Source organism: Flavobacterium sp. UBA7663 (assembly GCF_002483315.1).
Classification (GTDB): Bacteria; Bacteroidota; Bacteroidia; order Flavobacteriales; family Flavobacteriaceae; genus Flavobacterium.
Genome location: NZ_DLHR01000014.1, coordinates 19460 through 43417 on the forward strand (window position 1 = coordinate 19460; position 23958 = coordinate 43417).

At 33.1% G+C, this 23958-nt stretch carries 20 protein-coding genes; 9 read left to right on the forward strand and 11 right to left on the reverse strand.

Annotated elements, in window-relative coordinates; all coding sequences use genetic code 11:
- The first annotated feature begins 5 nt into the window (after positions 1-5).
- Positions 6-662, forward strand: a complete 657-nt coding sequence (locus B2741_RS03915; RefSeq protein WP_291135625.1) for a response regulator transcription factor — start codon at positions 6-8, stop codon at positions 660-662.
- A gap of 183 nt (positions 663-845) precedes the next feature.
- Here B2741_RS03915 and B2741_RS03920 read toward each other — a convergent pair whose 3' ends face one another.
- Positions 846-2762 (reverse strand): ABC-F family ATP-binding cassette domain-containing protein, encoded by a 1917-nt coding sequence (locus B2741_RS03920; protein WP_291135627.1) that lies wholly within the window; start codon positions 2760-2762, stop codon positions 846-848.
- 67 nt (positions 2763-2829) lie between these two features.
- On the opposite strand from B2741_RS03920, the gene B2741_RS03925 reads away from it, so the two are divergent.
- Entirely contained in the window at positions 2830-3243 is a 414-nt protein-coding gene (locus B2741_RS03925) for a DUF983 domain-containing protein (protein ID WP_291135629.1), read from the forward strand.
- A gap of 18 nt (positions 3244-3261) precedes the next feature.
- On the opposite strand, the gene B2741_RS03930 is transcribed toward B2741_RS03925, so the two are convergent.
- From B2741_RS03930 to topA, 7 genes are all read right to left on the reverse strand, one after another.
- Complete coding sequence (locus B2741_RS03930; RefSeq protein WP_291135631.1) at positions 3262-4314, reverse strand: NAD(P)/FAD-dependent oxidoreductase; 1053 nt, start codon at positions 4312-4314, stop codon at positions 3262-3264.
- A gap of 65 nt (positions 4315-4379) precedes the next feature.
- Complete coding sequence (gene gldN, locus B2741_RS03935; protein ID WP_162845054.1) at positions 4380-5300, reverse strand: gliding motility protein GldN; 921 nt, start codon at positions 5298-5300, stop codon at positions 4380-4382.
- A gap of 50 nt (positions 5301-5350) precedes the next feature.
- The gene (gene gldM, locus B2741_RS03940; protein WP_291135633.1) at positions 5351-6880 is read right to left on the reverse strand and encodes a gliding motility protein GldM; all 1530 of its coding nucleotides are present in this window, start codon (positions 6878-6880) and stop codon (positions 5351-5353) included.
- A gap of 51 nt (positions 6881-6931) precedes the next feature.
- Positions 6932-7561 carry a gliding motility protein GldL gene (gene gldL, locus B2741_RS03945; RefSeq protein WP_133608104.1) on the reverse strand — a complete coding sequence of 210 codons (630 nt, stop codon included), beginning with the start codon at positions 7559-7561 and terminating at the stop codon, positions 6932-6934.
- A gap of 53 nt (positions 7562-7614) precedes the next feature.
- Positions 7615-8997, reverse strand: a complete 1383-nt coding sequence (gene gldK / locus B2741_RS03950; protein ID WP_291135635.1) for a gliding motility lipoprotein GldK — start codon at positions 8995-8997, stop codon at positions 7615-7617.
- A gap of 156 nt (positions 8998-9153) precedes the next feature.
- The gene (locus tag B2741_RS03955) at positions 9154-10302 is read right to left on the reverse strand and encodes a formimidoylglutamase (RefSeq protein WP_291135637.1); all 1149 of its coding nucleotides are present in this window, start codon (positions 10300-10302) and stop codon (positions 9154-9156) included.
- Positions 10303-10305: 3 nt separating this feature from the next.
- On the reverse strand, positions 10306-12807 hold the full coding sequence (gene topA / locus B2741_RS03960; protein ID WP_291135639.1) for a type I DNA topoisomerase: 2502 nt from the start codon (positions 12805-12807) through the stop codon (positions 10306-10308).
- Between the two features lie 254 nt (positions 12808-13061).
- Between topA and miaB the strand changes: the two genes are divergently transcribed.
- The 7 genes from miaB (at position 13062) to groL (ending at position 19635) form a co-directional block, all read left to right on the forward strand.
- Positions 13062-14510: a tRNA (N6-isopentenyl adenosine(37)-C2)-methylthiotransferase MiaB gene (gene miaB, locus B2741_RS03965; protein WP_291135641.1), complete on the forward strand. Its 1449-nt coding sequence runs from the start codon at positions 13062-13064 to the stop codon at positions 14508-14510.
- Between the two features lie 78 nt (positions 14511-14588).
- The gene (locus B2741_RS03970) at positions 14589-15848 is read left to right on the forward strand and encodes a sigma-54 interaction domain-containing protein (protein ID WP_291135643.1); all 1260 of its coding nucleotides are present in this window, start codon (positions 14589-14591) and stop codon (positions 15846-15848) included.
- Positions 15848-16351 (forward strand): LptE family protein, encoded by a 504-nt coding sequence (locus tag B2741_RS03975; protein WP_291135645.1) that lies wholly within the window; start codon positions 15848-15850, stop codon positions 16349-16351. Before B2741_RS03970 ends, B2741_RS03975 begins: the two co-directional genes overlap by 1 nt.
- Before the next feature lie 43 nt (positions 16352-16394).
- Positions 16395-17204, forward strand: coding sequence for a tetratricopeptide repeat protein (locus B2741_RS03980; protein ID WP_291135647.1), 810 nt, complete (start codon positions 16395-16397; stop codon positions 17202-17204).
- A gap of 2 nt (positions 17205-17206) precedes the next feature.
- Positions 17207-17557, forward strand: a complete 351-nt coding sequence (gene secG / locus B2741_RS03985) for a preprotein translocase subunit SecG (protein WP_414655299.1) — start codon at positions 17207-17209, stop codon at positions 17555-17557.
- 139 nt (positions 17558-17696) lie between these two features.
- Positions 17697-17972 carry a co-chaperone GroES gene (locus tag B2741_RS03990; protein ID WP_008256449.1) on the forward strand — a complete coding sequence of 92 codons (276 nt, stop codon included), beginning with the start codon at positions 17697-17699 and terminating at the stop codon, positions 17970-17972.
- Positions 17973-18009: 37 nt separating this feature from the next.
- Positions 18010-19635 (forward strand): chaperonin GroEL, encoded by a 1626-nt coding sequence (groL, locus tag B2741_RS03995; protein ID WP_291135649.1) that lies wholly within the window; start codon positions 18010-18012, stop codon positions 19633-19635.
- Between the two features lie 63 nt (positions 19636-19698).
- On the opposite strand, the gene B2741_RS04000 is transcribed toward groL, so the two are convergent.
- The 3 genes from B2741_RS04000 to B2741_RS04010 are packed head-to-tail and all read right to left on the reverse strand — an operon-like array spanning position 19699 to position 23954.
- Complete coding sequence (locus B2741_RS04000; protein WP_291135651.1) at positions 19699-20463, reverse strand: DUF2490 domain-containing protein; 765 nt, start codon at positions 20461-20463, stop codon at positions 19699-19701.
- Positions 20463-22073 carry a SulP family inorganic anion transporter gene (locus B2741_RS04005; RefSeq protein ID WP_291135653.1) on the reverse strand — a complete coding sequence of 537 codons (1611 nt, stop codon included), beginning with the start codon at positions 22071-22073 and terminating at the stop codon, positions 20463-20465. The genes B2741_RS04000 and B2741_RS04005 overlap by 1 nt, the downstream gene beginning before the upstream one ends.
- Positions 22074-22085: 12 nt before the next feature.
- Positions 22086-23954 carry a proton-conducting transporter membrane subunit gene (locus B2741_RS04010; RefSeq protein WP_291135656.1) on the reverse strand — a complete coding sequence of 623 codons (1869 nt, stop codon included), beginning with the start codon at positions 23952-23954 and terminating at the stop codon, positions 22086-22088.
- Between the last annotated feature and the right edge of the window lie 4 nt (positions 23955-23958).

A 23958-nucleotide genomic window follows, 5' to 3' on the forward strand; every position in this document is an offset into this window, starting at 1 on the left:
AAAAAATGCAAAAAATCATCAAAACAGTTATCGTAGACGACAATACTTTCCTTATAAAAGCTATTAAGGAAAAACTTTCTTTTTTTGATGATATTCAAATAAAATTTACGGCTTTAGATGGTTCTGATTTACTAGCTAAAATAAACAACAATCATAATATTGATGTGATTTTAATGGATATTGATATGCCTATTTTAAACGGAATTGAAGCAACAGAAATCATAAAAAACAAGTATCCTCACATTAAAGTAATCATGCTAACTGTTTTTGATAATGATGAAAATATCTTTAATGCTATCAAAGCAGGAGCTGATGGTTATTTACTAAAAGAAGTAGAGCCGAAAACCCTTTACGAAGGCATTATTGATACTTTAAACGGAGGTGCGGCCATGAATCCTTCCATTGCCTTGAAAACTTTAAAATTACTTCGTAATCCAATTGATTTAGACAATAAAAAAGAAGAAGAAATCATTAAATTATCAGGAAGAGAAATCGATGTTTTAGAGCAACTTAGCAAAGGATTGAATTATATAAATATTGCCGAAAACTTATTTTTATCTCCGGCAACTGTTAGAAAACATATTGAAAATATTTACACAAAACTTCAAGTTCACAACAAACTAGAAGCCGTTCAAAAAGCCAAAAAGAACAATCTTATTTAAAAAAATACGTTATTTGACGTATTGATTTTAGATTCAAAATCTTGCAATTTTACCACATTATAAATTTGACAAAATGAAGCGGACTCTGGGTACATTTATAAGAAAAAACAAAATGACCATGATTATCATAATCATAGTCATTTTATTCTTGTTGCTTAACTGCTATAATATTATGTATTGCAATTAACTATTTACCATTTCAATTTCTAACTGCACGTTTTCCCAATCTTCTAATAATTGTTCTAACTCTTTTTTCTTTTTTTCGTAAGCGGCAAAAAAAGTAGCATCTTCAATGTGTTTATCGTAATTTGAAGCCAATGCTTTATCGTCTAATTGAATGTCTTTTTCCAATTGCTGAATTTGACTTTCAATTTTACTTAATCTGTTTTGTAATGATTTTGCCTTTTTTTGATCTTCGTACGAAATATTTTTGACTGCTTTGTTTGTGCTTACATTCGAAACCACCTCTTTCTTTTCAATTTCGCGCATATTCATGGCATTTTTCTGCTCTAAGAAGAAATTGATATCACCTAAATATTCTCTGATTTTCTGATCTTTGAATTCATACACAATATTTGACATGCCTTGCAAGAAATCACGATCGTGAGATACCAACAACAAAGTTCCTTCAAACTGCTTTAAAGCGGCTTTTAAAACGTTTTTAGACTTAATATCTAAGTGATTGGTTGGTTCATCCATTACTAAAACGTTTATGGGTTGCAAAAGCAATTTACAAAGCGCTAAACGATTACGTTCTCCACCCGAAAGTACTTTTACTTTTTTCTCTACATCATCGCCACGAAATAAAAACGAACCTAACATATCGCGAACTTTAGAACGATTCGTATCAGTTGCTGCTTCTTCCATAGTTTGTAACAGAGTAATTTCGCCATCCAAATATTCCGCTTGATTCTGAGCAAAATATCCCAATTGCACATTATGTCCTAATTTGATAGAGCCTTCATATTCAAATTCGTTTACGATTGCTTTCATAAACGTTGATTTTCCTTGACCATTTTGACCAACGAAAGCTACTTTACTTCCACGTTCTACTAAAAGCGAAATATCTTTTAAAATGGTTTTGTCTCCATACGCTTTGGTAACATGTTCGGCTTCTACAACAACTCTTCCCGGTGTTTGCGAAACAGGAAACGATATGTTCATCACCGAATTGTCATCTTCATCGACTTCAATTCGTTCTACTTTATCTAATTTTTTAATCAACGATTGCGCCATGGAAGCTTTTGATGCTTTGGCACGGAATTTCTCGATTAATTTTTCGGTTTCTTCAATTTTTTTAGCTTGATTTTTCTGGGTAGCCAATTGCTTTTCACGAATTTCCTGACGCAACACTAAATATTCAGAATATGGTTTGTTGAAATCGTAAGCTTTACCTAATGAAATTTCAATGGTACGATTCGTAACATTATCTAAAAACATTTTATCGTGCGAAACGATTACAACTACGCCTGGGAAATTTCGTAGAAAACCTTCTAACCAAATGATACTTTCAATATCCAAGTGATTCGTAGGCTCATCTAAAAGTAAAATATCATTGGATTGCAATAATAATTTTGCTAATTCAATACGCATTCTCCATCCTCCTGAAAAAGTATCAGTTTGATTGTCAAAATCTTCTCTTTTAAATCCTAGACCTAATAGAATTTTCTCAGTATCACCTACATAATTATAACCACCTAATACTTCGTAATGATGGGTTACATCACTCAATTCTTCAATCAAATCCGAATATTCTTGACTTTCATAATCGGTTCTAGTAACTAATTGGTGATTGATTTCATCTATTCGGAATTCAGCACGTTTGATTTCTTCAAAAGCTTGATAGGCTTCTTCCAAAACGGTTCTTCCTTTTACAAAATCGATATCCTGACGAAGAAATCCCATTTTCACTTCTTTCTCTGTCGCAATTTGACCAGAATCTGGAGCAAAATCTTTGGCTAAAATTTTCAACATGGTTGATTTTCCAGCACCATTTTTTCCGACAAGTCCAACTCTATCGCCAGAACCCAATCTAAAAGTTACTTCTTCAAAAAGATATGTTCCACCAAATGAAACCGATAAATTATGTATGTTTAGCATATTGAATGTTACAATTGTTACACTAGGAATAGTTAGTTATTGTACCTTTGTGTAAAATATTTTGCAAATGTTAAAAAAAGGATCCAAATTAAATAGTATTTTAACAGGAAGTTGTCCAACTTGCAATGAAGAAAGCATGTATTTAGACAAAAATCCGTATAATGTTCTAAATGTGTACAAAATGCACGAAAATTGTAGCCATTGTGGAACCAAATATAAAATTGAACCTTCATTTTTTTATGGTGCTATGTATGTGAGTTATGCCTTAGGAATTGCATTTGGTGTAGCTGCTTTTATCATCACTTATTTCTTTGTTGGAGAAAAGAATTTGGTAAACAATTTTATTGCTATAATCATTACTCTAATTGTTTTTATGCCCTTAATCATGAGACTATCAAGAAACATATGGATCAATATGTTTATGAGTTACGACAAAGATTGGAAAAAACATAAAGGCGAAAAGAAAGCTACACTTAGATAAACAAAAAACCGAAACAAATTAGTTTCGGTTTTTTTTATAACATCTTATAATATCAATTTCTTTTTCCAAAGGAATATCGTTTTCAATATGCTGAAATAATTGATTTGCTAAATAAGGCCCAAGCATTACACCACGAGTTCCTAAACCATTTAAAAGATGTAGTTGTTTAAACTCAGGATGCGTTCCAACTAATGGTCTTCTGTCTTTAACAGTAGGTCGCACGCCACCAAAGTGTTCTACAATTTCAAAATCACACGAAATTAATTCAGAAAGCTTTTCAACTAATTCTTGCTTTCCTTGCTCAGTTGGAGTATTTGTTTTGTCTTTCCAATCGTAAGTAGCTCCTACTTTATACAAATCGTTACCAATTGGAAGTATAAACACACTTGACTTTATCACAACATCTAAATCTAAATTTGGAGCTTTGATGATTAACAATTCACCTTTTGTACCATCTAATGGCAAATCATTAAAATATGGATTAGCATGCAAACCAAAACCCTCAGCAAAGATGATATGTTTTGCTTGTATGTTTTTGTATTGGATACAGTTTTCTAAAAATTCAATTTCATTATAATGGAAACCTTCATTTGAAAAACTATTTAGTGATTTCAGATAATTAGAATAGACTTCAATCAAAGTTGAAATTTCTAAATAACCGGTATGATTCACTCTTCCATAGTGAAATGGAGATTGAATACTTTCATAAGAACTAGTAACTAATTTAGCATCTAAAAAAGGAGCTAAATTTGGTTTATCAGCAGCTTGGAACCAATTATTTTGTTCTTCAACTGAATATAATTTACGAAGTATTGGCAATTCAAAATCGAAAACAACATTCAATTTAGATTGAATTTGATGATACAAAGGAAAAGCAAAATCGATTTGTTCCTTTGCTTTCCAAACCTCACTGAAACGTTTAAGAACTACAGGATTATACAATCCTCCAGCAACACGTGATGAAGGTTGTGAATTGTTATCAAAAACAAAAATTGATTTATTGTTTTGCAGAGCAATTTCCGCAAATGAAATTCCGGCTAAACCATTTCCTACGATTATAAAATCTATCATGCTGTAAAATTAAAAAACTCTTACCAATGGTAAGAGTTTTTTTAAATGAAATTGGAGAAATATTATTAATAATTCCACATATCTTGTTCGAAGTCACGAATCTTTTCTTTTACACGATCCGATTCTAACAATTGCATTTGAGAGTTTTCTTTCATGTAATCAGCAATCTTACGATCACCATATACATTCTCTTCTAAATAAATCATACCGTTAAAACGACGAGCGTTTAACAAATGATCAAAAGAAAACGGCATTGCAGAGTTTCTATTGTTGAAAGCTTTTGCTTCATGTAAAATATCTCTTGTTGATGGGAAATAAACCCAAAACAAATCAATATATTCTAATTCAGCATCATTATTTTTCTTAGAGAAAACATCTGGAACCACTGGACAAATACCTAATAATCTGTATTTTAACTCACCTTGTCTTTTATCAAAATACCAATAACCAACAATACGATAAGCACTTACATCATAAGCTTCAATCTCAGTTTTTCTAATAAACTCCTCATCGATTTTCTTGGTACCTTTACGGTAAGCTTCCATATCCTCATTCATTTGTTCACGACCTACATCAGTAGTATCAACAGTATATAATGAAGACTCGATATCTTTTAAAGTTTTCTTAGTTGTGAAATAACTTGAGTCATAAACTTCAGTTATTTTACCTTCTTTAATTCCATTAATTAGAACATTATAAAGAGGTCTTCTATCAGGTGAAGACATAACATCACCTTCAACTGGGAAATAAAGAGGAAAGTTTACTCTCTCATCAAGATCAACAAATTCCCAAATACGTTTTCCCATTAAGATATCTCTATCATGAACATAGCCGTAAGGCAACGGTTTATCATTGTCAGCACTTAATTCAGCTTCAGTTTTTTTCCCGATTTGATCAGGTGTCTTAGCATTTAATAAGTTTGACTGAGCAAAAGTAGTAGCACTTAAACCTAATACTAAAATTGCAATACTATTTCTCCAATTCATTTTATTCATTTTTTATTTGGTTTAAAAAGATAAACTCAAATTAATTTAAATTATTGTATTTCGTAAGTACAAATTGATACTTTCTTAGCCATTTGATCAATACCAGTAAAACTAGCTTTGATTTCAGAAATAACTACAACATCACCTTTTTGTGCTTTTGCAATTGCAGATCTAGCTCTAGAATCCATTCTATTACCACTTACTACAATTGTAGGTTGTCCAGGAACTTTAACGTTAAATTGAGTAACGTTTACTGTTACAGGGAAATCAAAATCTTCCATAACAGCAGTAATAGAACAAACTTCTAAATTAGATTTTGGTCCTTTATTCTTTTCAGAACCACCAACTTTTCCAGTTGGAGCAGGTAAACCTTTAATTCTAAATACTTGAGAACTAGACATTGATTTACCGTCTGGCATTGTAGCGTTTACGTTAATTTTAACTTCACTACCTGAACCTGGTTTTAACATGAATTTACCATCACCTACTTTAGACATTCCAGGAGCACTAGCATTAACTTTATTAGAAGCAATACCAGGAACTGAAATAGAGATAGGGTTAGGAACTCCACGGTAAACAACATTCATTTTATCAGCAGAAATAATTGCTTGGTTAGGACGAGGTACAACAACGTACTTGCCTTCGAATTTTAATGGAATTTCTTTTCCATCTTCTAAGAAACCAAATTCTCCAGAGATATTTTGTTCTCCGATACCACCAGCTGTCATAGAGATAACTGCTTGACCGTTTTCAATTTTTCCAGGACCTTTGAACGATGTAGGTACAGTATTAGCATCATAACGACCTAAAACAACTTTACCTGTAACTTGCTCACCAGCGAAATATGCATTTTTATCTAATACAACAATTGCTTGGAAGTTTTTCATAGATGCAGCAGATTGTAATGCATTACCTAAGAATAAGTTGTAAGCTCCAGCTTCAGTATTTTTAACATCATTTTGCATAGCAGTAATGAATGTTAATGTAGATACTGCAGGGAAACCTTTAGTTTTATAATCTAAAAACTTTTGTTTTACACCTTCTCTGTTTGTGATATCAGCAGTTGAGAATTTTTTCTCAATTTCTTTGATAAAAGGAATGTACTTTACGTCATTACCTAATACTTTTTTAACATCAGCAACATACTTGTCAATTTTAGTTACAATTTCTGTTCCTCTTGGGCTATATCCATCACCTTGAAACCATTTTTCATCGATAGTAGATTTATCCATAGATTCGAAAGGTAATTTACCAGTTTCATCTGGTTCGATACCTTCTGTAACTTCAGCTTTAACAGTTTCTAAGAAAGCAACAAAATCTTTAGAGATTTTTGCAACATCCTTAGCTTTTCTTGCTGGCTCAGCATATTTTGCTGGCTCATCAGTTGCTTTAGTGTCTAATGCAGACAGTAAAGTTGCGTTAGATTGTTCTGTTAATTTATTAGATTCTGAAAACTTGTCATTAAAATTACCAAAAGCTGTTAATACTTCTTTTGACATGTTTAATGCCAACATTGCGATGAAAACCAAGTACATCAGGTTAATCATCTTCTGTCTAGGGGTTAATTTTCCTCCTGCCATTTTTTCTTTAAATTAGTTTTAATTAATAATTCTTTAATTTGATAAAACTAATTATCTGTTACTCATAGCAGTAAGCATACCTCCGTAAACAGCATTTAAAGATGCAATGTTTGAAGTCATTGACTGCATTTGCTCTTTTAATTTAGCTGCATTGTCAGCAATTTCTTGATTTGCAGTAGCATTTCTAGAAGCGCTGTCTAATTGTAATTTGTATAAGTTATTTAAAGCTTCCATTTGAGCTGCAGCTGTAGACATTTCTTCAGCATATTTCTTTTGACCAGCCATAGCATCTACAGTTGGAGAAATTGATTTAGCAGCACCTTCGAAGTTTTTAATACTGTTTCCTAAGCTTGCCATTAATTCACCATCAATTTTAGCTTCTTTCAACATATTATCTAATTTTTGAGATAATAAACCTTGAGCATCAGCTGGATTTTCTTTTTTATCTTTTGCTTTAGCTTCTCCACCTGCTAATTCAGGGTATACTAAAGACCAATCTAATTCATGTTCTACTGGTTCAAATGCAGATAATGCGAAAATTAATGCTTCAGTTAATAAACCGATTACAAGCATTGGTCCTGCACCTGGCCAGTGCATTAATTTGAATAATGCTCCAACGATTACTACTGCCGCTCCCATTCCGTAAAGGAATCCCATCATTTTTTTGCTTAATAATGCCATAATAAATAAATTTTAGTTAGTTAAGTTAATTATATAATAAAATTGGTTAAATACTATTTAGGACTGTTTCCTGTTGCTGCTGTACCCATATAATCTTGTACAGTTCTGAATCCAATGTAACTTCTTGCAGAATCAGCATATTCATAATCACGAGTTGAAACTTGTAAGAAGTAAGCAACATCTTTCCATGAACCACCACGAACTACTTTTCTTTGGTTTTTCTTATCAGCAACATGCGGATTCATTGTAGAAACAAATTCGTAAGCTTCAGCATAGTAAGAAGATTCCGTCCACTCTGAAACGTTACCCGCCATGTTATATAGGTTATAATCATTTGGCTCGTATGACTTAGCTTCAACAGTGTACAAAGCACCATCGGCTGCATAATCTCCACGGTTTGGCTTGAAGTTAGCCATAAAACAACCTCTGTCATTTTTAGCGTAAGGACCTCCCCAAGGATAAGTACCACCTTCTATTCCACCTCTTGCAGCATATTCCCATTCTGCTTCAGTTGGTAAACGGAATGAGTTAACTTGATCTCTTCCTTTTTTCTTTTTGATAAATGCATTTTTATACATTGTTCTCCAAGCACAAAATGCTTTTGCTTGATTCCAAGAAACACCAACCACAGGATATTCTCCGTAAGCTTGATGCCAGAAATAATCATTATGCATTGGCTCGTTATAAGAATAAGCAAAATCTTTTATCCAAGCTGTAGTATCAGGATAAATTTCAATAGGTGGCGCATCTTCATAGAAGTTTTTACGCCCTTTTTTCTTAACGGCTTTGTTTAAATCTACTTGATTGTATTTGAATTTTAACTTAGAAGCATCAATAGTTTTCAAACCATTGTATGATTCAGACTCAGGTAGGTACATTGAATCCATAACTTCTACATAAAATTCATCTGGATATTTACTAGGCTCTTTAATAACCTTGATTTTTTTATTTAATTTTCTTCCAGCATAAATATCATCATCAGTTCCTACACTGTAATAATTTTCATACATATACTTGTCGTAAGGAGTCATTTTCTCAGGATCAACGTCAGCAAAGGCAAAATCACCAATACTTCCTCCTTTTCCTCCACCAGAACCAGGCTTTTGACCTTGTTCATCTGCAAGAATAGCTAGACGCGTTCTGATAGTTGAATCTTTTACCCATTCAACAAACTGACGGTACTCACTGTTAGTAATTTCCGTCTCATCCATATAGAATGAACGAACCGTAACTGTCTTAGTAGGTGCGTCTTGAATGTTAGCTAAATCATCATCGGCTTTACCCATAATAAAAGCTCCTCCAGGGATTAACGTCATTCCGTAAGGTTTCTCGGGATGCCATTTTCTCCCTTTAACTCCTACTAATTCTCCTTTATCGCCTTTACCACAACTGATAAATAATGACAAAATTGCTGAAAATGCAACAAACTTCTTCATATAAACTTGGGTTAAATGTAATTTCTATTTAAGGGCGTAAACCTATTCAATAATTTTGAAAAAAACAACATTTTTTTAAAAAACGTGCAAAAAATATTGAATTTTAGGACTACACCTGTGTTAACATTGCTTTAACACTTTGAAAAATAACAACTTTTACAAAATATTCCTTCTTTGGGCTTTCCACCATCTTTCTGGAATTTCCTGCTCGCAAGCTGCTAAATAATCCTCATGTGTGCAAGGTAATAACGTATTTCTTTTTAATTTATTATTAACATTTGTTAAAAACGGTATTTCTATCCACCATCTTGCTGTTTTATTGCTCTTATAAAAGATTAATTCTTCATCATCTATTGGAACAATATACTTAATATAGTTTTCTTTTGTTCCAAATGGATATTCATTGGAACGAAAACAGAATCCTTCAATAAAATACCATAACATCTGAGCGGTTAAAACAACTTCATGACTATTTGGATTAAAATTAAAAATTCCAAATGAAGTCACTTTATCACTAATTCCAGCATAACGTGTCAAAGCACATATTTCTTTCCCTGTAAAACCATTCGGATTAAACTCCTCAAAATTACCAGAATAAGAGGATTGCACTGAATTCATATCAATGCTCACTAAATCAGCATCTCTAAAAACAGGCTCTGCAACCAATATATTATTTGAAACTTCCCCTAAACGATAGGCTTCAAAATATAATTTCTCAATTAAATCTATTTCTTCTTGCGAATTAAAATACGTCTGAAAACCTAAGTTACTGAAATTAAATAGATTATTAGGTTCTTCAACAATTATTTTTGATAAATATGAATTCGAAATTAAACTCTTTTCTTTGGCAAAATCAAATTGGTTATCAATGGAAACCAAATTCACCATCTGATCTAAATTATCATATGCCCGATACATCGGATAAGTTAAATCTTGAGTTCCCCCAATAACAACTGGAATAATTTGTTTCTTGATTAGCTCTGTCATCAAACTTTTCACGACAAAATAAGTATCTTCAATGCTAGCTCCAGCCTCGATGGTTCCTAAATCTACAATTGAAGTATTCCAATTTCCAGGAAACATTCCATAGAATTTCTTTCTGAAGGTTTCAAAAGAATAATCCTCATTATCTTTATTGTTTCCTCTATGTTCATTAACAGTAAAAATAGCAATAGAAACACCTTCTAAAACAGGGAAATCGGTTTGTATATGAAATACCACTTTTTTACCCAATGATTGATTGGATAGCGTTTGAAGATAGTTTTCAAAAGATTCGCTTATCGGTTGTAGAAAATCGAATACCATTTACTATTTCTTTTTTGCTGTTGCTTTCTTTGTTGGTGCCTTTTTAGCTGCCGCTTTTTTAGCTGGAGCTTTCTTCTCAATCATTTCTAGAACTTGTGCCAATGTTAATTTACTCGCATCAACATCTTTACTTAATTCAATTTTGATTTTTCCTTTTGTAATCACCGAACGACCCCAACGTGCTTTTTCTACTTTGATACCTTCTTCTTTCCAATCGTGAAGTACTTTATCAATGTCTTTTTGTTGTTTTTCCTCGATTAATTCATTCAAATCTGACTGAGATAAATTATCGAAATTATATTTCTTATTCACATTGATAAACATACCGTTCCATTTGATGAAAGGTCCAAAACGCCCAACTCCTTTTTGAATTGGTAAACCATCATAAGTTCCAATCGGCGCATCTGCTTGAACTTTCTCTTCAATTAAACCTTGCGCAGTTTCCATGGTTACATCCATTGGATCAACGCCTTTTGGCAATGAAATAAATTGGGTTCCAAACTTCACATATGGTCCAAAACGACCATTATTTACTTCAATTTCTTCTCCTTTGTATGTACCTAATTGTTTTGGAAGTAAAAATAAATTCAAAACTTCTTCTAACGTGATATTTCCAATATTTTGATCTTGACGTAAACTTGCAAATTGCTTGTTTTCTTCATCAATATCTCCAATTTGAGCCATTGCTCCATATTTTCCTAGACGCACAGAAACTTGTTTACCGGAAACAGGATGCACACCTAAAATACGTTCACCACTTTCTCTATCCGCATTTTTTTCAACATCAACTACATTTGGATGAAAGTGTTTGTAAAAATCATTCATCATTTTAGCCCAATCCACTTTTCCTTCTGCAATTTCATCAAAATCCTGCTCCACTTTTGCTGTGAAATTATAATCTAAAATAGTTCCGAAATTTTTCACTAAGAAATCATTTACAATAATTCCGATATCTGTTGGAACTAACTTTCCTTTGTCTGAACCTACATTTTCGGTTAAAACTCGTGCTTTTACTTCGCTATTTTTTAAAACTATTTGCGTGTATTTTCGTTCTTGACCTTCAAAACTTCCTTTTTCTACATAGGTTCTTGCAATAATTGTAGAAATAGTTGGCGCATATGTTGACGGACGACCAATTCCTAATTCTTCCAGTTTCTTAACCAAAGAAGCTTCTGTGTAACGACTTGGCGGACGCGAAAAACGCTCGGTAGCCGTGATATAATTATTCGTAAGTTTTTCATTTACTTTTAAAGCAGGCAACATTCCTTCTTGTTCTTCATCATCGTCATCGTTTCCTTCTAAATATACTTTTAAGAAACCTTCAAATTTAATTACTTCTCCAGTTGCTGTAAAGATTTCTGAATGATTGCTCGCTTCGATTTTTACATTGGTTCTTTCTAATTCGGCATCACTCATTTGAGACGCTAAAGTTCTTTTCCAAATTAAATCATACAAACGCGCTTGGTCTCTATCAATATCAACAGTGTGACGCGACATATCCGTTGGACGAATTGCCTCATGTGCTTCTTGTGCCCCTTTTGATTTGGTATTGAAATTTCTCGGTTTCGAAAATTCCTTTCCGTAATAACTAGTAATTTCAGCTTGAGCGGCTGCCATTGCTTCTTGCGATAAATTTACACTATCCGTTCTCATATACGTTATAAGTCCGGCTTCGTACAAACGTTGTGCGATTTGCATGGTAATTCCAACAGGCAAATACAATTTTCTAGCTGCTTCTTGTTGCAACGTAGAAGTTGTAAAAGGTGCTGCTGGTGATTTTTTTGTTGGTTTGGTTTCTAAATCTCCTACTTTGTAAGATGAACCTATATTTTTAGTTAAGAAATCTTCCGCTTCTTTTTTAGTAGTGAAGTTCTTAGGTAATTTGGCTTTGAATGTTTTTCCAGCTTCGTTAGTGAATTCCGCTGTAATACTGTAAGATGCTTCTGGGTTGAAATTTTGAATTTCTCTTTCGCGTTCTACAATCAAACGAACAGAAACTGATTGCACACGACCAGCTGATAATCCACCTTTTACTTTTTTCCAAAGTACTGGCGATAATTCGTAACCTACTAATCTATCTAAAACTCTACGAGCTTGTTGTGCATTTACTAAATTGTAATCAATTCCTCTCGGATTTTCGATTGCTTTTTGAATAGCAGTTTTCGTAATCTCATGAAAAACAATACGCTTTGTTTTTTCTGGTTTTAAATTTAATTCTTCAGATAAGTGCCAAGAAATTGCTTCTCCCTCACGGTCCTCATCGGAAGCCAACCAAACCATTTCGGCATTTTTAGCTAATCCTTTTAATTTGGTCACTAATGCTTTTTTATCAGCCGAAACTTCATATTTAGGTTTAAAACCATTTTCTACATCTACACCAATTTCTCTCGAAGGCAAGTCGGCAATATGTCCATAACTTGACTCAACTTGATACTCACTTCCTAGAAATTTCTCGATGGTTTTTGCCTTAGCTGGTGACTCAACGATTACTAAATTCTTTGCCATTTCACTTTTTGTTTGTTCGGCAAAAGTATAGGTTTTTTTTAAATTTTAACATCCCGAGTATTTTTTTACCTACAATTAACCAAAATATCAGTCAAATTACTCTTATATATATAGGTGTAAAAACCACGAAAAACGGCTACTTAGAATTAGAACAAAAAATAATTTAAAAATTTCATGTTAAACCTTTTCTGCCATCTTGTCAGATTTTATAATTTAGTATTATCTTTGCAGACTGATTTAAAGGAAATCTTTATATGGAAAAGGAAATTGACGAGAAAAAACAAGGTCAGAGTTTAGTGCTTGACCAAAAAGAAGGAAATACAAAAAAACTTTTTATAGAGAGTTATGGTTGCCAAATGAACTTTTCGGACAGCGAAATTGTGGCGTCTATTCTTTATGAAAACGGATATAATACAACTCAAAACTTAGAAGATGCTGATTTAGTTTTGGTAAACACTTGTTCTATTCGCGATAAAGCAGAACAAACGATTCGTAAACGTTTAGAAAAATACAATGCGGTTAAGAAAATCAATCCTTCAATGAAAGTTGGGGTTTTAGGTTGTATGGCGGAACGTTTGAAAAGTCAGTTTTTAGAGGAAGAGAAAATTGTAGACATGGTGGTTGGACCAGATGCTTACAAAGATTTACCAAATTTATTAGCTGAAGTAGAAGAAGGAAGAGATGCCATCAACGTAATTCTTTCAAAAGAAGAAACTTATGGCGATATTTCTCCTGTTCGTTTAAATAGTAATGGCGTTAATGCTTTCGTTTCAATTACAAGAGGTTGCGATAATATGTGTACGTTTTGCGTTGTTCCTTTTACACGTGGCCGTGAGCGTAGTCGTGAACCACAAAGTATTATTGACGAAATTCAAGATTTATACGATAGAGGATTTAAAGAAGTAACCTTGTTAGGACAAAATGTAGACAGTTACCTTTGGTATGGTGGTGGTTTGAAAAAAGACTACGACAAAGCTACAGAAATGCAAAAAGCTACTGCTATGGATTTTGCGCAATTGTTAGACAAATGTGCGATGTTATTTCCAAAAATGCGTTTTAGATTTTCGACTTCGAATCCGCAAGATATGCATGAAGAGGTATTGCATGTTATTGCGAAACACCATAATATTTGCAACTACATTCACTTACCGGTTCAAAGCGGAAGCACTAGAATTCTAAAAGAAATGAATCGTCAACACACGCGTGAAGAATACATGGCGTTGATTGATAAAATATATTCAATTATTCCAGATATTTCATTGTCTCAAGATATGATTGCTGGTTTCCCAACAGAAACAGAAGAAGATCATCAAGACACCTTGAGTTTGATGGAATATGTAAAATACGATTTCGGATTTATGTTTGCGTATTCAGAACGACCAGGAACATTGGCTGCTAGAAAAATGGAAGACGATGTACCAGAAGAAGTTAAAAAACGTAGGTTAACCGAAATTGTAGATTTACAACAAAAACACGGATTAGAAAGAACACAGCGTTTCATTGGACAAGAAGTAGAAGTATTGATTGAAAAAGAATCTAAACGTTCTGATGCACATTGGAGTGGAAGAAATTCTCAAAATACAGTTGTAGTTTTCCCAAAAGAAAATTACAAAGTAGGCGAATTCGTAATGGTAAAAATCACAGACTGTACAGCCGCAACACTAATTGGAGAAGCGGTTGGATATTCTGAAATAATGAATTAATTTTTTGTTTCAAGTTTCAAGTTTAAAAGTTCCAAGTTAACTTTCTAAACCTGAAACTTGGAACCTGAAACAAAATATATGGAATCAGTACAAGCTATAAAACAACGATTTGAAATTATTGGGAACGACCCAAAACTCAATCGTGCCGTGGAGAAAGCCATTCAGGTTGCTCCAACGGATATTTCGGTATTGGTAACAGGTGAAAGTGGTGTTGGAAAAGAAAGTATTCCAAAAATCATTCACTCACTTTCACACAGAAAACATGGAAAATACATTGCAGTAAACTGTGGTGCTATTCCAGAAGGAACAATTGATAGTGAACTTTTTGGTCACGAAAAAGGTTCGTTTACCGGAGCAACCAACACGCGTGAAGGTTATTTTGAAGTAGCCGATGGCGGAACTATATTTTTAGATGAAGTTGGCGAATTACCTTTAACCACTCAAGTACGTTTATTACGTGTTTTAGAAAATGGTGAATTCATCAAAGTGGGTTCTTCTCAAGTACAAAAAACAAATGTTCGTATTGTGGCTGCTACCAACGTAAATATGTTTGATGCGATTGAAAAAGGCAAATTCCGTGAAGATTTATTTTATCGTTTGAGTACGGTTGATATTATGTTGCCACCGCTTCGCGAACGTAAAGATGACATTCATTTGTTGTTTAGGAAATTTGCTGCCGATTTTGCACACAAATACAAAATGCCTCCTATTAAATTGGATGACGATGCCATTCAATTGTTGATAAAATACAGATGGAGCGGAAATATTCGTCAGTTACGAAATGTTGCTGAACAAATTTCAGTTCTAGAAACCAAACGTGAGATTTCATTGCAAACGCTTCACTCCTATTTGCCTCAGGAAAATGCAAATTTACCTTCGGTAATTGGAACTAAAAAATCGGAAAGTGATTTTAGTAACGAAAGAGAAATTTTGTACAAAGTCCTTTTTGACATGAAAAGCGATTTGAATGATTTGAAAAAGCTTACGATGGAATTAATGCAAAACGGAAGTTCAAAAGTACAAGAAGCTAATAAAGGATTAATTCAGAAAATTTACGGTAAACCCGAAGAAAACACTATTTTTGAAGAAGAACCAAGAGTTGAAATGCTTCCGAACCAAAATAATCTGATGCAAGAAGAGTTTGAAGACGATGACGATGAGAATTATTTATTCGCTGAAACCGTTGACGAAGAAGAAACTTTGAGTTTAGAAGCAAAAGAAATTGAGTTAATCAAAAAATCTTTAGACCGAAATAAAGGAAAAAGAAAAGCAGCTGCAGATGAATTAGGGATTTCGGAACGAACACTTTATAGAAAAATCAAACAATACGATTTATAATGAGATATTTAATAATTGTTTTTAGCATCGCTATTTCACTACTTGTAAACAGTTGTGGAGTTTATAATTTCACAGGAACTCAACCTATAGACGCTAAAACATTTCAAGTAAATTACTTTCAAAACAACGCACCATTAATTGAGCCTGGAATTGAAAGAAATTTCACACAGGAATTACAAGAAATTATCCAAAACCAAACGAATCTAAATTTAGTTTCTCAAGGTGGCGAATTACTTTACGAAGGAGAAATAGTAGATTACCGCATTACACCCATGACGGCGACTGCAGATCAGAGAGCGGCACAAAATAGATTAACCATAACAGTAATGGTTAGATTTAGCAACAGAAATAAAGAAGATGATAATTTTGAAAAACGTTTTTCATTTTTCTATGATTTCGATGCCAATCAGCAATTAGTAGGTTCGCAATTAACAACAGCATTAGATGTAATTTTTGAGAGAATCACACAAGATATTTTCAACGAGTCGTTAGCTAAATGGTAATTTTAAACAATTTTAAATTTTGAAGTTGTAATTGAACTTGAAAATGAATATATCCGATTTAACATATCTTTTAAATAAGCCCGAAACTATAAACGAAAAGCAAACCATTGCTTTAGAGAATGTAGTTTTGCAGTTTCCGTATTTTCAGGCGGCGCGAGCTTTACATTTAAAAGGATTGTACAATCAGGAAAGTTTTAGATACAATTACGAATTAAAAAAAACGGCAGCATATACTACGGATAGAACTATTTTATTTGAGTTTATAACTTCTGATAATTTTACTGCAATACAACAAGAGAAGATTGATGAAATTCGAAAATCTTTAATGGATATTGAAGTACATCATATGGAAGAAGTAATTGTATTGCCTCAAATAGAAATTATTTCTACAGAAGAAGAAGAAAAGGTTGAGCCTGAAATAATTGAACAAACTTCTGAAGAAAAATTAGAAATTGGCAAACCATTACCATTTACACCATCTGAAAGACATTCTTTTCAAGAATGGTTACAATTGACAAAATTCAACCCAATTGAACGTGAAATTGAAGAAAAAAACACTCAAAACGATCCTGAAAAACAAAAAAAATTAGACATAATCGATAAATTTATTGAAGCCAATCCAAAAATTGCTCCAGTAAAAGAAACAACCAAACCACCTGCAAATATTAGCAGAAGCATTGAAGAACCTACACACTTAATGACTGAAACATTAGCCAAAGTGTATTTGGAACAAAAAAAATATACAAAAGCGATACAAGCTTATGAAATATTAATTTTGAAATATCCAGAAAAAAGTAGTTTCTTTGCAGACCGAATAAACGAAATCAAAAATTTACAACAAAATAATAATTAATTATGGGATTCACAGGTTTTTTAATTGCGATAACAATTGTTTGTTTTTTATTAATCTTAGCTATTATGGTTCAAAACCCTAAAGGTGGAGGTTTATCTTCTTCATTTGGTGGTTCTCAACAATTAGGTGGAGTTCAAAAAACAACAGACTTTTTAGATAAAAGTACTTGGACATTAGGAGGAATTTTAATTGCATTAATTTTACTTTCTAGTTTAAGTTTTAATGGAGCTGCATCTGGTTCTAAAGTATTAGGTGAAGACGAAACAGCTGTTCCTACTACAACAGTTCCTACAACTCCTCAAGCTGCTCCTGCTGCTACACCAGCACCAGTTGCAACTGATTCTGCAAAATAAGAATTGATAAAATAGATAAAAATGCCAGCATGTCAGTGCTGGCATTTTTTTTACCGAAAAATTGTCAGAAAATCGCTTTGGCACAATTTCTGAAAAACAACAAGCAACAAATTAATTTTAATAAACAAAACATATAATCATGTCATTAAACATTAAACCTATTTCAGATCGTGTAGTAATTGCTCCTTTGGCAGCAGAAACTACAACAGCTTCAGGAATTATAATTCCAGACACTGCAAAAGAAAAACCACAAAAAGGTACTGTAGTAGCCGTGGGAAATGGCAAAAAAGACTACACCATGACTGTAAAAGTTGGAGATACAGTTTTATATGGTAAATATTCCGGAACAGAATTCAAATATGAAGGTAAAGATTACCTGATTATGAGAGAAGACGAAATTTACGCAATTCTTTAATCACAGATTAATCAATAACATTTAAACAAAAATTAAAATGGCAAAAGATATAAAATTTGACATTGAAGCTCGCGATGGTTTAAAACGTGGCGTTGATGCATTAGCAAATGCAGTAAAAGTAACTTTAGGACCAAAAGGAAGAAATGTAATTATTTCGAAATCATTTGGTGGACCAACAGTAACTAAAGACGGTGTTTCTGTTGCAAAAGAAATCGAATTACAAGATCCATTAGAAAACATGGGTGCTCAAATGGTGAAAGAAGTAGCTTCTAAAACCAATGATTTAGCAGGTGACGGAACAACAACTGCAACAGTTTTAGCACAAGCTATCGTTAAAGAAGGTTTGAAAAACGTTGCTGCTGGAGCAAACCCAATGGATTTAAAAAGAGGAATTGATAAAGCAGTGGAAACTATTGTTGCTGAATTAGGAAAACAATCAGTAGCTGTGGGTGATTCTTCAGAAAAAATCAAACAAGTTGCTTCTATTTCTGCTAATAACGATGATACAATTGGTGATTTAATTGCAACCGCTTTTTCGAAAGTTGGAAAAGAAGGTGTAATCACGGTTGAAGAAGCAAAAGGAATGGACACTTACGTTGATGTTGTAGAAGGAATGCAATTCGATAGAGGTTATTTATCGCCATATTTCGTAACTGACGCAGATAAAATGGTAGCTGAATTAAGCAATCCATACGTTTTATTATACGATAAGAAAATATCAAACTTACAAGAATTATTACCGGTTTTAGAACCAGTAGCACAATCTGGCAGACCTTTATTAATTATTGCTGAAGATGTTGACGGACAAGCATTAGCAACCTTAGTAGTAAATAAATTACGCGGTGGTTTAAAAATCGCAGCTGTAAAAGCACCAGGTTTTGGAGACAGAAGAAAAGCTATGTTAGAAGACATCGCTATCTTAACTGGCGGAACTGTAATTGCTGAAGAAAGCGGATATTCATTAGAGAACACTACTTTAGACATGCTTGGAACAGCAGAAAACATTACTATTGACAAAGATAATACAACAATTGTAAATGGTGCTGGTGATGCTGAAAACATTAAAGCAAGAGTGAACCAAATCAAATCGCAAATTGAAACTACAACTTCGGATTATGATAAAGAAAAATTGCAAGAACGTTTAGCCAAATTAGCAGGTGGTGTTGCAGTACTATATGTTGGAGCTGCTTCTGAAGTAGAAATGAAAGAGAAAAAAGACCGTGTTGACGATGCTTTACATGCAACTCGTGCAGCTGTGGAAGAAGGAATTGTTGCTGGTGGTGGTGTTGCTTTAGTAAGAGCAAAAGCGGCTTTAGCAAACATCAAAGCAGAAAACGCAGACGAAGCAACAGGAATTCAAATCATCAATAAAGCAGTTGAATCTCCATTGAGAACTATTGTTGAAAATGCTGGTGGCGAAGGTTCAGTAGTAATTGCAAAAGTTACCGAGGGGAAAGACGATTTCGGATTCAATGCAAAAACAGGAGAATACGTTCAAATGTTAGCAGCTGGAATTATCGATCCTAAAAAAGTAACTCGTGTAGCTTTAGAAAACGCCGCTTCTGTGGCTGGTATGATTTTAACTACCGAATGTGCTTTAATAGATATCAAAGAAGAATCATCAAGTATGCCAATGGGCGGAGGAATGCCAGGTATGATGTAATTCGAAGTAAAAAGTACGAAATATAAAAACCCCGATTTGAAATTTCAAATCGGGGTTTTGTTTTTATTTACTCCAATCGAAATTGGTTACATAACTTAGTCTTACTGTGGGATTACTTTCTTGAAATGTATTAGTATAATTCCAAATATTTTGATGAATATAACTCAATTGAATCTGATGATTTTTATCGAAATTATAACCTACTCCACCAATTATTCTATTTTGATTTAAAAACGTTTTTCCTGCATTCGAACCAATATTCATAAAAACCTCATCGCCAAGCAAAGCAAATAACTTCGTTACCTCTTCTTTTTTCATTAAAGGATAATTGAATAATAACATATAACGCATTCGGTTTCTATAATCGTAATGATCTATTTCTAAATCACCATTCGATTGCATTGCTGGAATTCCAACATAACGAAATTCATCTCGTAATCGGTGTGAGATTTTTAATTGTCCACTGTTGTGAACAAACGTTCCTTGAATCCAAAAATGATTTTCAGGAATGCTAATTTTATTCATCGCCGGATTTCCGTAGGAATAGGTATTGTAATGACTAAATCCAACACTTCCCATAAACTTTTTAGTAAACTGATAATCTACCGATGGGCGAATAAAATATTGCTGTTTTTCAGAAAATCCATTGGCATATCGCATTGTGGCTTCAAATGAAAAAGAAAACTTTTCCGTAATCATATTCTTTCCAAAATAATGCAACCAAATATCGTTATTACTTTCTTTTACTTGTGCATAACTAATATTCACAGTAAATAAGTTCGCTATTCCGATAAAGAACAGCAAGCGTATTTTTATATTTTTTATCATTATTCTGCAATTAGATTTTTTCTTGAAGCTTTTGGGTGCGAAGATAAAGGTTTATGATTTTCTAAACCAATGATAGTAACTGTTCCTCCATCATCATGTGCTTCATAATCGTGTTTAAAGTGTTCTAAATTTTCCATCACCGAATGGTCTACTAATTTTGTTTTTTTCAAGCAAATACTTACTTGATAACCTGGCGGAATTTCCTCTAATTTTCTTTTGATTCCTAAATAATTAGAAAAAATAGCAGCTTTATTAATTTCAACTTTGTACTCATTATCCACGAAGGAAACTACTGTAGGCGCTTTAAAAAAAGAAGAAATTGGTGTGCCATTTACAACATGAATAATCATTTTAACCAACATTCCTGCAGCAATTCCAAGTAATAAATCTTCAAATAAAGTTACCAAAACTGTCACCGTGAAAATGAATAATTGTTCTTTTCCAATATGTAACATGTGTATGAATTCTTTTGGATGCGCTAGTTTAATTCCCACACTAATTAACATCGCGGCTAAAGCTGCGTTAGGAATCATTTCTAGTAAGGGAGCTGCTAATAAAACAAAAAGTAAAATGAAAAATCCGTGAAAGAAGTTAGCCCAACGCGTTTTTGCACCATTATTTACATTAGATGATGAACGAGCTACTTCAGAAATCATCGGTAAACCACCTAAAACAGCTGCTAAAGTATTTCCTATGCCAACCGCAATTAAATCTTTGTTAGTGTCAGATTTTCTTTTAAACGGGTCTAACAAATCAATAGCTTTTACGGTTAACAACGATTCTAAAGTACCAACCAAAGCAAACATAATGACATATTTAATGAATAATCCGGTTTGATTAATTCCTGAAAAATCGACATTCCAGTTGATATTATCTACTAAATTTCCGATTTTCACCAAAGCGTAAGGTGGTTCTGTGTGCGCAAAATCCATAAATAATTCGCATGGAATAGCAAATAACAACACAACCAAGGGTGCTGGAATCATTTTAATAGATTTGTTTTTGATGTATGGCCAACCCAACATAATTGCCAAACTCACCACTCCAATAATTGAAGCTTTTGTATCTAAATTGATGATGAATTTCGGAATGTTTAATAACAATTCGATTGGTCCCATTCCTTTTGCTAAAGCAGGATTATCATTCAATAAAACAGGAATTTGCTTGGCAATAATTATGATTCCAATAGCGGCTAACATTCCGTGAATAGTAGAAAGCGGAAAGAAATCGGCTAACTTACCTAATTTCAAAACACCGAAAAGGATTTGAATTATTCCGGCAACAACCATTGCTCCAAGGGCTAATTTCCAACCTAAATCGTTATTTCCTTGCCCAAACTCGGCAACAGCACCAGCAACAATAACAATTAAACCAGCCGCTGGCCCTTTAATCGTCAAGCGAGAACCCATAAAAAACGAAACGACTAAACCACCAATTATAGCAGTAATTAATCCCATAATTGGAGGAAAATCTGAAGCTTTTGCAATTCCTAAACTTAAAGGTAAGGCTAATAAAAACACGATAAAACCAGAAATTGCATCCGATTTAAAATTCTCTTTTAAGCCCGCCAATCCATCAGCAGGTATATATTTTTTAATTTTTGAAGTCATTTTTAAGTAATTTTATGATGATTTGTAAGGCGACTCATGATATGTTTTTACATGAGGGCCAAGAAATAAACGTGCATAAATTCGGATTCCAGCAATACCTGAAACCACAAAACTTGATGCTACGAAAAAGGCAAGAATAACTTGATTACTGCCGATGTGACTAAAAATCAAATCTTCGCCAATAAATGTCGAAGTGATTGGAAATCCAGTAATTCCAAGTGTTGCCAACAGGAAAAAGAAAGCAAATTTTGGATGTTCATAAACATGTCCTAAATATTGACTAATTAAAATCCGCATTTCTATTTTTTTCAGTTGAAGCAAAGCAATATAACCTATGCCTCCTGCAAGAATAATTCCTGCCAAATAAAAAGCAATTTCACTTACGCTAACTTTGTCGTTAAACACAATTGCTAAAGCAATCCAAAAATGATTCAACACAATTAATATCCATGCTAAAAACGGACTTTTTCGTTCTGAAAAGGATTTAAAAACAAATACCAATCCAATAAACGCAAAGACTTCAGGTAAAACCGAAATAAGTTGTTGTGGCAAATCTACTTTGAATTTATAAGCTAAGAATCCCAATACAAAAAGCGGAATAAAAAAGTAATACACTCTTTTGATATTTAAAAAATCTAATAACTTTCCGATTGTTTTTAAGGGTTTCCAAAGTACTAAATTCAAGAAGCCTTCCAAATTAAATTCCTTTAAAGCAAGAATATACAAAGTGTTTTCAATTCGTTTTGGAAAAAAGAAATTAGCTTTTTTACTTTTTGGCTGGAAATTGTAAAATTGGTCTCGAATCAAATAACTCACCACAGATGGCGAAACTAACAGTTGGTACGTTCTTAAAAATGCATTTCCTGCAAAATGAATTAAAGCTAAAGTTTCAAATCCTAATGCTATTTCGATGAAAATAATTCCAATTTGAGATATGGAACTATAAGCGACCTGACTTTTTACAGAAGATTGCACTCTCGCCATTAATGATGCAGCAATACTGGTTGTAAATCCCATTAAACCAATTGCAATTCGCATAGTTGTTTGATGTTCCCAAAATGGATAGGTTCGTAACATCAGAAAAACCCCTAAATGCACAGATAGTGAACCATAAAAAATTGCACTTGATGGAGTTGGTCCTTCCATTGCTCTTGGCAACCACGATGAAAACGGAATTTGAGCCGATTTTGCCGCAGCAGCACAAGCCAAACAAAGTGCTATAAAAACCCCAATAAATGAATGACTTTGCAAATGTTCGTTAACCAATTCATAATTATTCAACTTCATGAATGTAATATTTTCATGAAATAAATGATGACTTGCCCACATGGTTAATAGTAATCCAACATCGCCAATTCTGTAAATTGAAAACACTTTAAATGCGTTTTTTACTGGCAAATAACGTTCTCTATAAAATGCAATTAATAAAAATGAAGAAATTCCGATGATTTCCCAACCAATAAATAGGGTTTCGAAATTGCCAGCTAAAATGGCCAAATTATAACCAAAAAAGAAAAATAAAACCGTATTAAAAAAACGTTTATATCCTTTTTCTCTGTGCAAATAATAGCGACTATAAGTTGTTATCATTGAGGTTAACAGAGCACCCACAAACAAGTAAACTGCACCAATTTTATCAAAATAAAAATCTATAAAAAACTCATAATGTTCTGTTTTTAAAAGTGTTATTTCTTTTAAATTCAGATCTTCTGAACCGTTGAAAATCCAAAAACCGATAAACAATACCAATCCTAAAAATTGAATAAAAACCGTTCCGAAAGCAATTCCCGAAATTAATTTTTCATTTTTCTCTGGTAAAAAGATACTACCGATAAACCCTAAAAAAGGTACTACTAAAAAATATTGAAGTATTTGTTCCATGATA

What these genes read in the sequence shown, in the direction of transcription:
- miaB (WP_291135641.1), top strand. Translation starts at nt 13,062, where the DNA reads ATGGAAAAGGAAATTGACGAGAAAAAACAAGGTCAGAGTTTAGTGCTT.
- B2741_RS03990 (WP_008256449.1), top strand. Translation starts at nt 17,697, where the DNA reads ATGTCATTAAACATTAAACCTATTTCAGATCGTGTAGTAATTGCTCCT.
- B2741_RS04005 (WP_291135653.1), bottom strand. Translation starts at nt 22,073, where the DNA reads ATGACTTCAAAAATTAAAAAATATATACCTGCTGATGGATTGGCGGGC.
- B2741_RS03970 (WP_291135643.1), top strand. Translation starts at nt 14,589, where the DNA reads ATGGAATCAGTACAAGCTATAAAACAACGATTTGAAATTATTGGGAAC.
- B2741_RS04010 (WP_291135656.1), bottom strand. Translation starts at nt 23,954, where the DNA reads ATGGAACAAATACTTCAATATTTTTTAGTAGTACCTTTTTTAGGGTTT.
- gldL (WP_133608104.1), bottom strand. Translation starts at nt 7,561, where the DNA reads ATGGCATTATTAAGCAAAAAAATGATGGGATTCCTTTACGGAATGGGA.
- B2741_RS03975 (WP_291135645.1), top strand. Translation starts at nt 15,848, where the DNA reads ATGAGATATTTAATAATTGTTTTTAGCATCGCTATTTCACTACTTGTA.
- gldN (WP_162845054.1), bottom strand. Translation starts at nt 5,300, where the DNA reads ATGAATTGGAGAAATAGTATTGCAATTTTAGTATTAGGTTTAAGTGCT.
- secG (WP_414655299.1), top strand. Translation starts at nt 17,207, where the DNA reads ATGGGATTCACAGGTTTTTTAATTGCGATAACAATTGTTTGTTTTTTA.
- groL (WP_291135649.1), top strand. Translation starts at nt 18,010, where the DNA reads ATGGCAAAAGATATAAAATTTGACATTGAAGCTCGCGATGGTTTAAAA.
- topA (WP_291135639.1), bottom strand. Translation starts at nt 12,807, where the DNA reads ATGGCAAAGAATTTAGTAATCGTTGAGTCACCAGCTAAGGCAAAAACC.
- B2741_RS04000 (WP_291135651.1), bottom strand. Translation starts at nt 20,463, where the DNA reads ATGATAAAAAATATAAAAATACGCTTGCTGTTCTTTATCGGAATAGCG.
- B2741_RS03915 (WP_291135625.1), top strand. Translation starts at nt 6, where the DNA reads ATGCAAAAAATCATCAAAACAGTTATCGTAGACGACAATACTTTCCTT.
- B2741_RS03955 (WP_291135637.1), bottom strand. Translation starts at nt 10,302, where the DNA reads ATGGTATTCGATTTTCTACAACCGATAAGCGAATCTTTTGAAAACTAT.
- B2741_RS03920 (WP_291135627.1), bottom strand. Translation starts at nt 2,762, where the DNA reads ATGCTAAACATACATAATTTATCGGTTTCATTTGGTGGAACATATCTT.
- gldK (WP_291135635.1), bottom strand. Translation starts at nt 8,997, where the DNA reads ATGAAGAAGTTTGTTGCATTTTCAGCAATTTTGTCATTATTTATCAGT.
- B2741_RS03930 (WP_291135631.1), bottom strand. Translation starts at nt 4,314, where the DNA reads ATGATAGATTTTATAATCGTAGGAAATGGTTTAGCCGGAATTTCATTT.
- gldM (WP_291135633.1), bottom strand. Translation starts at nt 6,880, where the DNA reads ATGGCAGGAGGAAAATTAACCCCTAGACAGAAGATGATTAACCTGATG.
- B2741_RS03980 (WP_291135647.1), top strand. Translation starts at nt 16,395, where the DNA reads ATGAATATATCCGATTTAACATATCTTTTAAATAAGCCCGAAACTATA.
- B2741_RS03925 (WP_291135629.1), top strand. Translation starts at nt 2,830, where the DNA reads ATGTTAAAAAAAGGATCCAAATTAAATAGTATTTTAACAGGAAGTTGT.